Source organism: Dictyobacter arantiisoli, assembly GCF_008326305.1.
Taxonomy (GTDB): Bacteria; Chloroflexota; Ktedonobacteria; order Ktedonobacterales; family Ktedonobacteraceae; genus Dictyobacter; species Dictyobacter arantiisoli.
On record NZ_BIXY01000001.1, the window covers coordinates 107,804 to 120,486 of the forward strand.

At 50.0% G+C, this 12,683-nt stretch carries 8 protein-coding genes and 1 tRNA gene; 7 read left to right on the forward strand and 2 right to left on the reverse strand.

Going from position 1 to position 12,683, the window contains the following annotated elements; all coding sequences use genetic code 11:
- Window positions 1-209: 209 nt before the first annotated feature.
- Complete coding sequence (locus F1593_RS00370) at window positions 210-1,106, forward strand: XdhC family protein (RefSeq protein WP_149399163.1); 897 nt, start codon at window positions 210-212, stop codon at window positions 1,104-1,106.
- 45 nt (window positions 1,107-1,151) lie between these two features.
- Here the strand turns inward: F1593_RS00370 and F1593_RS00375 are convergent, their stop codons facing one another.
- Entirely contained in the window at window positions 1,152-2,678 is a 1,527-nt protein-coding gene (locus tag F1593_RS00375) for an MFS transporter (RefSeq protein ID WP_172631747.1), read from the reverse strand.
- Between the two features lie 477 nt (window positions 2,679-3,155).
- On the opposite strand from F1593_RS00375, the gene lgt reads away from it, so the two are divergent.
- The 6 genes from lgt (at window position 3,156) to F1593_RS00405 (ending at window position 10,440) form a co-directional block, all read left to right on the forward strand.
- Window positions 3,156-4,151, forward strand: a complete 996-nt coding sequence (gene lgt / locus F1593_RS00380; protein WP_149399167.1) for a prolipoprotein diacylglyceryl transferase — start codon at window positions 3,156-3,158, stop codon at window positions 4,149-4,151.
- Window positions 4,152-4,280: 129 nt separating this feature from the next.
- Window positions 4,281-4,352, forward strand: a tRNA-Lys gene (locus F1593_RS00385).
- A 149-nt stretch (window positions 4,353-4,501) separates the two neighbouring features.
- Window positions 4,502-4,846, forward strand: coding sequence for an ArsR/SmtB family transcription factor (locus F1593_RS00390; RefSeq protein WP_149399169.1), 345 nt, complete (start codon window positions 4,502-4,504; stop codon window positions 4,844-4,846).
- 401 nt (window positions 4,847-5,247) lie between these two features.
- The gene (locus tag F1593_RS00395) at window positions 5,248-6,072 is read left to right on the forward strand and encodes a PHP-associated domain-containing protein (RefSeq protein WP_172631748.1); all 825 of its coding nucleotides are present in this window, start codon (window positions 5,248-5,250) and stop codon (window positions 6,070-6,072) included.
- A gap of 1,040 nt (window positions 6,073-7,112) precedes the next feature.
- Window positions 7,113-7,301 carry a hypothetical protein gene (locus tag F1593_RS00400; protein WP_149399173.1) on the forward strand — a complete coding sequence of 63 codons (189 nt, stop codon included), beginning with the start codon at window positions 7,113-7,115 and terminating at the stop codon, window positions 7,299-7,301.
- Between the two features lie 217 nt (window positions 7,302-7,518).
- Window positions 7,519-10,440, forward strand: a complete 2,922-nt coding sequence (locus F1593_RS00405) for an NYN domain-containing protein (protein WP_149399175.1) — start codon at window positions 7,519-7,521, stop codon at window positions 10,438-10,440.
- A 139-nt stretch (window positions 10,441-10,579) separates the two neighbouring features.
- Here the strand turns inward: F1593_RS00405 and F1593_RS00410 are convergent, their stop codons facing one another.
- Window positions 10,580-11,788, reverse strand: coding sequence for a M20 family metallopeptidase (locus F1593_RS00410; protein WP_149399177.1), 1,209 nt, complete (start codon window positions 11,786-11,788; stop codon window positions 10,580-10,582).
- Window positions 11,789-12,683 lie beyond the last annotated feature (895 nt).

A 12,683-nucleotide genomic window follows, 5' to 3' on the forward strand; every position in this document is an offset into this window, starting at 1 on the left:
GGATTAAAGCAGATCGAACTTCTGTTCAAAAAAAATTCGGGATGACTCATGTCCCTTTTATACAAGCTCGCCCCAACGACGCACCTGTACACAGGTGGCTGCTACGGTGGTTCGGTGGCGTCCCGGCAATTCAGAAATAAGGTATAATACATTATATATACATACTACTCGATCAGTGAGCATCCACCGACAGACAAAAAGGACGATATATGAGTACAATAACTATTTATAGTGAAATCCAATCTGCCTTGAGTCGTGGAGAGAAAGTTGTCGTTGCAACCGTCACGAAAACGATGGGGGCCGCCCCCTGTCCTATCGGAAGCAAAGCATTGATCTATCCTGATGGGAAGTTGAGTGGCGGTTTCGCTGGCCCATATACTGATGAAAAAGTAGTTCAGGCAGCCTTAAAAATACTCCAGACTGGACACGCCGCGACAGCGCATATTCATCTAGACCCCGATCAGGGTGAAGCGGTTGGCAGTTGTGGCGCGACCCTGGAAATCTTTTATGAGATCTTACGCCCCGAGCCACGTCTGATTATCATTGGGGCTGGTTATGTCGCTCAGGCGCTCACGCGTATCATGACCCACCTCGACTTCCGTATGATTGTGGTCGATGACCGCCGCGACCTGGCGAATCCCCAATCCTTCGACTCGCAGGTACAAATCACTTTTGGCGACATCCCCCAGACCATCCATGAACTGGCCCCTGATGAGGTCTCATGGATCATTATCGCCACCCGTGGGCATAATCTAGATAAAGAAGCGCTCCGCGCTACCCTGGATACCAGCGCGACGTATATTGGTATGATTGGCAGTCCCGGCAAAGTTAAACGTATTTTCCAGGAACTCCATGCTGAAGGCATTCCACACGAACGACTCGCACAGATCCATGCGCCCATCGGACTTGATCTAGGAGCTGAGACACCCGACGCGATTGCGCTCAGCATCGCCGCTGAAGTTGTGATGCTACGTAACAACGCCAGCGGCATATCTTTAAAAAACAAACACCATATCCTGGAATCCGACCAGAACAAGACGATGGCCCCAACCGAAAAGGTAGGATCTCTTCCAGAAACGGCTGATGTACCTCAAGCGAGATCATGATACACAAACAAGGGCTCCCTCTGCCTGACAGAATTTGTCAGAACATCAACGCCTGACGCTGCGTATGTAGCGTACGGTGACAGTGCCAAGGACACAGTAGATGATCGCCATGATAAAAAGAATCTGATATCCACGGACGGTCTGACCGCTGCGCGCGAATGTATCCAGGAGGGGTCCACCCAGAACGGGGGCGACGATCTGGGGGATGGATAATGAAATGTTCCAGACACCCATGTCGCGGGCATAATGCTCATGGGATGGTAAGACGTCGGCAACCAGTGCCCAGTCGACACTTTGGTAGGCTCCATAGCCCAATCCAAATACCGCGCCAGCGATCAGGACAATGGTCAGCGAGTGGAAGAGAACAAAAGTCAGTCCTACGACAGCCATAAAGCTGCCGGAGAGATAGACCATACGCTTGCGTCCAAAATGATCGGAGAGCCAGCCCACGGCGATAGCACTGACCAGACTGGTGAGCGCGACAACGATGGTAAAGTTACTTGTTTGCTCTTCTGGATGCGCCACACGCACGACATCGCGCATATAATACTGGAGAAACGTCTGGATGGTATAGATGCCCATCATCATGAAAAGACGCGTGAACAGGACCCAGGCGAAATCGGGATTGCGCCGGGGATGAAAATCGAACAGGCGCAGGATGCCAACTGCGACAATCAGTTCTAAAATCATCTGTGTCACATCAGTACTCAGTTGAATACCACCAGGTTTGAGCGCGTTCCAGCCTGTGATCAAGCCCCAGATAATCAGCATTGCCAGTACGGTCCCACCGACGGTGAGGAGCAGAGAACGGCTTAGCCAGGATGGATAACGTCTACTTACCGCTGCCTCAACCGTTGTCCCACTATCCTGGCTGTCAGCATGCGGAGGGCGTTCATGCACCGTGAGAATGGTAATCAGCATGCAGATAAGCAAGACCCCGATAATAATGGCGTAGATCAGCCAGAGGTTGCGCTGATATTCACTCATCGGATTCGAGGCATCGACAAACAGGCTGGCCGTGAGGACACCGCCAATGCTCCCTGCAATGGATAAGAAGCCCATAATGCCTGATGTCAGACCGCGTTGCTCAACCGGGACGATATCAGGTAAGAGTGCGTGGAAAGGAGCCTGAGCCATATTGCTGGAAAGCTGCACCAGCACATAAGCGCACAGCAACGAAAAGATATCCGGCGCCACCGCCATCCAGATCAGGGCGAGCATGTTGAGGCTTGTACCGAGAAGGATATACGGGCGGCGGCGTCCCCAGCGCGCCCAGCGACCACGCGTGCGATCACTGATCATGCCCCAGAGAGGATTGGTAGCCAGGGCCACGAAGGCTCCAGGCACCAGGATAAAAGCCAGAGTCTCACCCTGATGGAGTTGTCCCACTAGCTTAAATATCTGACTGGGAAGAATAATCGTGCCAATCGCCGTCCAGTGAAAGTTCAGCGCAAACCAAAAGATACTGATAGCGACAATTTGACCCCAATGCAATTTAGTCAGTCGCGGTTGTGGTACAGTATGTGTGGACGAAGTATCAGTAGTATCATCCCCATGATCGAGCGTGGTCATTGGCTGGTGGCCTCTCTTCTCAATACACATTTATCCATAGCACTTATAAGAACGCCCAAAACACTGTTTTCAGCCTATCAAGTACTCCATATACAATCCACTAACAAACCTTATCTTATACACGAGCATACCAGCATCTACTCGTACAAAGAACATCGGTGGTAACCTTTTGTACGCTATATGGGTCTTCTTTATGAGAGCAAGAAAATAGTACAGATAAAGGTTGCAGGATGCCATGGATGCATTATCACAACAGATTGTCGCCGCTCAGGCAGGAGATTTAACTGCCCGATGACCCTTGCAAGGAGAACCTGAAAGCCAGAAACGAAGACGAGGTTTCGCGTCTCGGATGAGCTATGGGCAGTGCTGAAGCCGCTGGATTATTCGGATAGGCACTTAACTACTTGCATGTATGGGTAATGCATACTATCATACAGGCTAAGCGTGAAAGAAGTGTTTTTAAACTGGAGTTACAAATTGAATACTCTCCCACTTGCCAATTTGTTGAGCGGTGGCTGGCTACACATCGGCCCGCCCTATATTTACATTAATATCGATCCGGTCCTGCTCCATCTCGGGCCACTGGCGGTACGCTGGTATGGCTTGATGTATGTCGTTGCCATCGTCGTAGGATTATGGATCATCAAAGGATACACCGAGCGCAAAGGTATCGATCAGGATATGGTGTATCGAATCGTCTGGTGGTGTATTGCCGCCGGGTTGATCGGTGGACGCCTTTATTTTGTCCTGCAACAACCTAATCTGGTGGATGGCTATCTCTTACAACCGCAACATATCCTGGCGACCTGGGAAGGAGGCATGGCCTTCTATGGTGCGATCTTTCTGGTCATTCCCACACTGGTCTGGCGTGCCAGAGTCGAGCGGATTAATCCTCTTGTGCTGATCGATGCGGGAGTGCTCTTTGCCGCCGCAGGACAGATCTTTGGACGTATTGGCAATCTGATCAATGGCGACATCATCGGCTATCCCAGCACCCTGCCCTGGTCAACCGTCTATGTTCATCCCGATAGCTGGGCCTGTCTCAATCCCGCCACCTGTGGTGTGCCCGTCCAGCCTGCCGCTGGCTATGAACTATTGATAAATCTAGTTGTCCTCGGCATCATGCTCTATTTAGCGCGTCGTGTCAGACGACCCGGCATTCTCATGCTCGTCTACCTGTTCAGCTATACCATTTCACAATTCCTGATCTTCTTTACGCGTGCCAACGATGTCGTCAGCTTCTTTGGACTAAACCTTGGCCTCAAGCAGGCACAATATACATCCCTGGTTGTCTTTATCCTGCTGCTCCCACTAACCTACTGGGTCATCCGTCGTTCACGTCCCATACCTGTTGGAGAAGTCGCAGCCACCTACGGCATCCCCCAAAAGACGCAACCCATAGTCGCCACTGAGCCTGCGGAAAATGAAATACCAACACCCACAGAAGATACCCCCAACCAACAAGAAGCTTAAGCAGGTCTCGATCAATTTTGAGGATGGGCGAAGCGCCGTGGCGCTTCGCCCATCCTCAAAATTGATCACTTTTCCCTCTTGACGGGAACGGGACAGTATGCTATTATCATTTTGCCGAACGAAAGGCGCGGGTGACTAGCTCAATGGTAGAGCAAGCGACTCTTAATCGCTAGGTTCAGGGTTCGAGTCCCTGGTCACCCATTCTCTAAAGTCCACTTCTGATTGTGAAGTGGACTTTTTTTGTATGCCCCTCCCTTCTTTCTCATTACCTTGACTTCTATGGTCATAAACCATAATATATAAATATAGTTTTATGTATTGTTCGTAGCTATCCAGAAATAAGGATATTCATGGAAGACTGGCGCGACCTTAAACGAATGATGAAAGCGTTATCCGGAATCGCTCGCTTAACCATCATCTATCATCTGGCACGTAACCACGAAGTTACGGTGATGGATATTACTACGCTATTGAATATCAGTCAGCCCCTCGTCTCATGGCATTTGCGCAAATTGCGACGAGCGGGATTGATACAAACACGACGAGCCGGTCGGCAGGTCTATTGTTCCCTCAATCAGCAGCGTTTCCGACTCTGTATCCAGCGTCTCGAAAGTCTGATCGATCCCAGCTTCCTGGCAGAACCGCTCCTGACGGGCCCGGCTCTCATTGAGGCTGATATGGGATCGGAAGACTGAACCTGACACGTACCAGCCATCATGGATACAGCTCGTAGTGGCAAAGCTTTTTTCCCTCGCCCGTATGCAATCAAAGCAGTGGAGCACGACCGGTAACTCACTAACAGCCATCCTCGGGGACAGGCAGTAAGCGTGAGTGAGAGGGTTAGTGGGCAGGCGTCGAGAGTAAATAAAAGCTTAACACAATTAGTAAAAAATATTACAAATCTTTAATTCAAACGCTTAATGTACCTGTGGTAGTGTATAGATGAAACCAGATTTCTGGGGGCTGGATAGCTAATGACTCCGGAATGGATGTCAAGGGAAGCGGTTGTGTAGACGAGTGGAGCTTGCCAGAACAGGAAAGCAGCAAGCGTATGTCTATGTACTCAGCCATATACAGGCAGCAGCAAAGGAATAAAATGATCACAAGCACACCCAAGCCAGGACAAACAGATCTTGAGAAAGTAATTTCTGGAACCGAGAGATTGGGAAAATGGAGCCGTATGACGATTGAAGAGGCACAGAACGCTGGCAAATATGGCAAGGCCGACTTGCATATGCACAGTACCTATAGCGATGGCTGTGCCACCATTGAAGAAATTCTCTCCCATGTACAGAATAATACTGACTTGAATGTTATTGCGCTCACTGACCATGATGTTATCGAAGGATCGCTGCGTGCCCGTGATCTCTGGTCCAAAGGCTCTTATCGCTTTGATTTCGTCGTTGGAGAAGAGATAACCACCACTGAAGGCCATCTGCTTGGCTTGTTTATCGAAAAACAGATTCCTCGTGGTTTAAGCATGGAGCGGAGCATTGACTTAATCCATGAACAAGGAGGGTTAGCAGTCGTGGCACATCCCTTACATCGCTTCTTCCGCCATAGCTGTCAGCGCGCCGTCATGGATCGCATCCACGCCTCCTCTGATGTCTGGTTGGATGGTATCGAGACCTGGAACGCCAGCTTCTGTGGTATCTACGCCAATTATATCGCAATGGGCACCAATCGAGACATCTACCATCTCCCAGAACTGGGAAATAGCGATGCCCACATGCTGAGTGCCATTGGCAGTGGCAGAACCTGGTTTGAGGGTCAAACCGCCCAGGATATTCGCACCACCATCGAAAAGGGAACCAGCGCTCCCGGTGGCAAAATGTGGAACATGCAATCCTACTATCACTGGGCTCGCTATTTACTGAATAAAGAACAGCGTGCCGCACGCCAACCAGCTGCCATTGCCTGACATCGACATCACAATCTCGACACAGCGAGAATATACGCGGCGGGATAATAGCACGATCATCAACCTTAAGCAGGGTTGTTCAGAGCAGCAATCCTGCTTAAAAATCCTCAAATAGGCATTTCGCCTATCAAATATTCTGGATGGCACGAGCGAAAAGTAAATGTCCATTATGAAGGGCTTGAATGGCTCGAGAGCGGCACTGAATGGCCTTGAAAATCGGGCACATCTCCTCCAGAATACATAATTATTGCTGAGCATGGCAAATCTATAGCGACAAACTACTAGTCCCATCGAGCCTTAGTGTGGTACAATAGGAGTAGTTTAGCAAACCGATAGAGCAATGAACCTGGCGATCTATCAAATAGTTGATCTCGCAATGGACAACTACATACAAATGGATCGGGGTTACGCCGCGATGGGTCATCCTGACCAGCATAGATCAGGGCAACAGATTCATCTGGATATCACTCCTGGCATATTCATAGGTATCAGGTTCTCGTCCGGACTGATGTTTTTCTGTTCTGGCCGACAACATGAAGAGACTTATGCCTGGGAGGACTGTTTGTATGGTTTGTGAGCGTTTTTGACACGTTTGAAGGAGCGATGGCCTGCGTCCCTGATGCCGCCACAATCTCTGGCCGCATTTCCCAACTCGACGCTTGATCGTTACTCAAAGAGCAGTATCCGTCTGGTTTGTGTTTTTATACGTTGCAGCATCCAGGCCTTTAAAGATTCACTTTGGCCTGCTCCGTATAAACAAACTGGGGTAATGGTATCCATCTACTTAGCAGTATTGGCTCACTCACTTGAGGTCAGCTATGCCGTAGCTCGCACTGAACAATCAGGTAGTGAGTGCGGGGCTAAAAATGGGATTGCCGGCTCGCCCGAAACGTGCCTACTTACTGGCTATGAGACTCTTATCCCGTCCCAGGTGTCTGGACATTCGCCATGCCAACGGCCAATTCACACTTTGAATGCCGTGGACGCATGATTGTTCTGTGGTGTCATAATTGTCAGCCGCAAGAACGAAGAACCAGAGAGTGTGTCAACAACAGAATACCAGGATGAATAACCGCCATATGCCAGCAGTGTTTACGTCGCTTGAAGCAATTGCTTCCGACGTTCATTTTGTGACCACTGGCCTTCTGCCATTCACTGGTGGTGTACAACAAGATTCAGACAGCAATGGCATTGACAAAGGCAAGCCCAGACCGGGATTGTGTAGCTGAGCGCAGAGTGAAAAGACAGCCGAAGATAATGATGGGGCGGAATTGTGACAATTCGCCAGAACAAGATCTCTTGTAAAACCCGCCCATGAGAAATGTGCATCGGCAGTAAGTTGGTTAAGGTTTGAAAACACATATTCGCCCAACTGTCTTCAGTCAATTGAATTCGATCAGAGTGACCTGCGCCCCCGGTTTGTAGCGACTGAGACTGGAGATCTTAGTGACAACGCAACATTCACATGATGAGCATAACGACGTTGATGCATCCGTCGTAGAAATTACATCTGCTCCCGAAAATGAAACGACGACTACCTCCGCTGCATCTGAAACCGATTCATCCGTAAAGGATGCTGTCGAAGCGGGTGCCTCTTCTTCTGAGGATCAGACTCCTCCTGTTAAACAACAGGAGGCCACCACTTCAGAATCCCCTGCTGACGCTGATGCGACACCAGAACAAGAAGAAACAGCGGAAGAAACGACACGTTCTGAGGTTTCAACTTCAGATACAGAGTCAAACATAACCGATGTCCATGCAGAAAACGCACAAGAGCCGGATCATTCCTCCGCGTCTCTTTTCCATACAGAAAACGATGCCATTCCCTCCTCTTCTGAGGCAGAGCAATCCGCTTCAGCCCACAGTGACAGCGAGTCTGAGCCTACGGCAAATTCTGAGGAGCCCGCGCACGCTGAGGAGACGATACACACCCATAGTGAGCCTGAGACAAGTACCGAAGAGGTATCCACGCATGCCGAGCAAGAGACTGAACAATCCTCTGTAACACCTGAAGAGGTTCCTGATACACAGGAGCCTGTCCAAGCGTCTGTAGAAGAGGAAGCAACCACTGTTTCTTTCGCTCATGTTGAGGAAGCCAGTTCCGTGGATACAGATACATCGGCATCTGTCGAGGCCACATCTGAGGAAGCAGAACCTTCCACGACACAGACCAACGAGGCACCTGTAGCCGAAAATGCTACCATCCCTGCCGATCAAACAGAGGATCAGGATATTCAGGGCGCGCAGAATGCGCGGCCAGTACAGGCAGAATTGCCTGAGGTATCACCCGCTGCGGAAAATCCAACTGCGCAGGAAAGCTTACAAGAACCTGAACAGAATTCCATTCCTGCAACAACCTTCCCATATGTAGAAGAAGCGGCCCTTATCGATACAAAAGCAGAAGAAGTGCGGCCATTTACAGATTTCATCGCCGAGTTTCGTCAGGCTGAAGCCGCCTTACATGCAACATTACGAGATACACAGGCCGAGGCATTCTCACTTCTGTCATCGGTAGCCGCTAACCTTGCTAGTTCAGAAAACCAGGAGAAACCTGAGTTGATTGAGTCTACCGAAACATCCGCCACAGAAAAGAATCCTGGCACAAATGAGCCACAGAAACATCAAACACGCTTCGGTCATGCCCGACGCGAAGCTGAACAGAAAGAAGTGCAGCATGAGGCCGAGTCGCAAGAGGCTAAACCTGCCGTGCGACCAGTTTCACCACTCTTACGACCCGCCTCCCGCTTACGTTTACCCCGCCATGGAATTGGCAGACATGTACGTGAAGATCTGATTCAGGCGGCAACTGAAGAAGCAACAGCTCCAGAGACAAACGCTGAACCCGTGATTGAGCCTACTGCTGAGCCAACACCACGTCCCGCTCGTCGCTATCGTTTTGATCGCCCTGCGACTGCAGCGACATCTGATGTCAATGGTTCTAGCAGCCCGACCCATCACACGCCAACGGTCATCCGCGCGGCGCAAACACAGACACCCAGTCCAACGCAAAAACTTGAAGAGAAACGCCTTGCAGCTTCAGTAAACAACCGTGTTGAGGAAGCGAAACAGACACCTGAGTCATCCTCAAATGGTACCGCCAATGCGATCAATCAGCCGGTTGAGGTACAGAGCAACAAAAAGCAGCAGAATGCTCCGCAGGAACCCGAGGCCACGCCTGTCGCAACACCAGTAGAACATGGGCGTCGTCGTCATAACCAGAAGGAGCAGCAGAATGCAGCTCCAACTCAAGAGACAGAGGCATCTGCACCGGTAGTAGAATCGGTGGCTGCTACCACGAAAAAGGATGTTCCCCCTGAAGAATTGCCACCATTGGAATATTCCGAATTGCAAAAAGCGAGCTCTCGCCGTCGCCGTCGCCATCGCTCTGGCACAAACAGCACGGTTGCTCATTCAGTACCTGCGACAAACAGTGTCAATGAGTCACCAGTTGTACCACCGACACCGACGCCGACGCCGACACCTGCGCCCGTGCCAATGGCCGTACAGCATCCGCGTACCCCGGTGACGGCACAGGATAATGACAATCAAATGTATAACATTGTTTCTGGCTACACTGTCAGCCAGATGAATCAAGGAAATGATGTGACTGGACCATTTATGGGGCCGGAGCCCTCTCCTGCTCGCGGTAGCGTTGTGATGCGCGATGGCCGTAATACACGAGCCGAAGCACGTACAACGCCAACCCCCGCGCTTTATTCAGCATCGCGTCCTGCCGAGAGTGGTTTCTCGACAGCCGCGATCAATCAATTTGCGAACGTTGTCGCACAGGCATTACAGACACAGACAGATCGCATGGTGGCTGAATTCCGCCGTGCCAATCAGGCACCAACTAATGTCTCGGTGACCTTGCCGCCCTTCCCTTCTACGGAACGTGTTGGCGTTTTCGTCGACGTTGCTAACCTGCTCTACTCGGCGCGCACACTGCGCATGGGTGTAGACTTTGGCAAACTGCTGGACTTCCTGCGCGGCAATCGCCGCCTGGTTCGTGCTCATGCATATTGTCCAACCAGCCCACAGGTCAGCGATGAGCAGATGTTCTTACAGGCGGTGAAAGGCCTGGGCTATCGTATCACCACCAAAAACTATAAAACATTCTCCAGTGGTGCCAAGAAAGCCGACCTGGACCTGGACCTCTGTATGGATGTGGTACGTCTGGTTGACGGTGGGGCCGTTGATTGCGTCGTACTGGTCAGTGGCGATAGTGATTTCATGCCCATGCTGGATTACTGTTCTGACCATGGCGTTCGCGTTGAGGTTGCGGCCTTTGACGAAGCCATGTCCGCCACTCTCCGCCAGAGTTGCGATCTGTTCATCAACCTGTCCATGCTCGAAGAAATTCGCGCATAATTGCTGAACAGTTTGTGAAGACAAACGTAGCGACAAAGAGAAAGCGGGCTTCGCACCTGGGTGCGGAGCCCGCTTTCTCTTTGTCGCTATGAGCCCTCATTCCTGTTATTTTAGCGGTATTGCATGTTACAGCACGTCGCTAGCACATGTTTGCCCCAATCGCCGCGATCAAACCTGCCAGCAGGGCGGTACGAGGAGCGATGCTATCTTTTTCCATGTATTCATTGGGACTATGATCCAGGCCTCCTACCGGTCCCAGGCCGTCAAGGGCGGGATAGCCAAAGCCAGAGGCATAGTTGGCATCAGAGATGCCACCAGTGGGCGCATGATTGACGGCAAAGCCCAGTTGATTGGCAATTTCCTGCGCCCATTGGGCCATATGGAGATTTTCTGGCGTGCAGAGCATAGGATCGCGATCATCGGGATCGGTCTCCAACGTTAATTCAACCCCTGGAATACATTTATCTTGTAACAACTCATACCAGCGGTGTTCGAGATCAGCACGATCCTGATTGCTGGCGAAGCGCACATCAATAAAGGCTTCCGCATAGTCAGGTACTACATTGGTTGCAGTACCACCATTGATACGTCCGGTATTAATAGTCAGACCTGAACGCCAGCCATTGAAGTCCTGCAATTGTAAGATCTGATGGGCAAGTTCAACGATTGCATTTGAGCCTTTTTCTGGCTCGACGCCCGCATGCGCTGAATGACCATAAGCACTCAATTTATACCAGGCTCCGCCTTTGCGCGCGCTCACCATATCCCCATTTTCACGCGCCGCCTCTAACACAAGCGCAGCATGACATCCCTTACAGACCGTTTCAATGAGATTTGTACTATGGCGATCACTTATTTCTTCATCAGAGACACATAGAAAACGAATTTCAGCAAAGTCCTGATAGTGAATAAATTGTAACGCTTCCAGAGCATAAATGGCCGCGAGGATGCAGCCTTTCATATCAATCACGCCAGGTCCATAAATTCTATTCCCATCAATACGCACAGGGCGCGCTGCAGCTATGCCCACCGGATAGACAGTGTCCATATGACCAAGCAACACGATAATCCCTTTACCTGTGCCCCGTAGCACGCCATAGATATCATTGCCCCAGGTTTCATTTTCGACGATTGTCACATCCATACCCAGACCACGCATGCGTCCCGCAAAATAGCACGCGACTTCATCTATACCCGCTTTGTAATAGGTGCCGGAGTCGATGGCACAAACATCACTTAGCTCATGGAGATAACGCTCTAAATGTTGCTGCACATAGACCTCCGCCTGTTGGGCGGGCGTGCGTTCCGCGAGCGAGGTTTGTTGCGATACTGGAGACTGTGTACTCATAATAACTACTCCTACTCAACATCAAAACTACAGTCAACTTTCCTTCAAAAGAAAGTTCCGAGTTCATTGGTGGTATGTGTGATCCCAGTCAGATCTACTGGCGACAGCAGAAAATGCCACTTGATTCTGACACTCAACCATATCCCATCTCTACATTGCCCACTGGTCTGGCCTGATTTTATGGTCCACTTCGGTGGTTAGCGATAAGCCAGCCACCGAAGATCACAGTGGATCACCATCGATACCACATGAGAGGAGCGCTACCCCGATTGACACGAGAATGCAGATCAAAAGTTGAGAAAAGATGGTATATAATTCCATAGATCAGGTTTGTTTCTTCTGCATGTGAGGACCGTATTGTTCGTTCCACACTTCACTGTCTCTCTGTATACGCTCTTAGCAAGAGAACAAACAGATGTTGTTCCTATGGGCTACATCGCCTGAGAAGAAGATATTTCTCCACACTCACAGATAAAGCTATCGTAGCTGCTTCTGCCGATAAAGTCAGGGCCATTATAATAAAAAAAAGAAGCGGAACGCTGTATACGTTCCGCTTCTGGTAATCATCTATTACACAGCGAAACGTGCTCTGTCTAAAAAAAGATTAAGCAGCTCCAACCAGAAATGGAGCTGAATAAACATTATAATGTTGCGAGCACGCCTCAGATTCATTTTATATCCCTATTATGTTTTTTGTATAACTTAAGTCTACTTACGTTATACTTTTATCATACATATGCTGTCAAGGAATTTGAACGGTCCTATGACCTTCTTACCACCGAGGCACCGGGCACGACCAGCCCAGTCTACAAAGTGATACAAACCAGGTTATGAATCCCAGCGGACTTTTTCTACTATGGATCGACCCTGCATGGATAAAAATTCAGATCGCCTG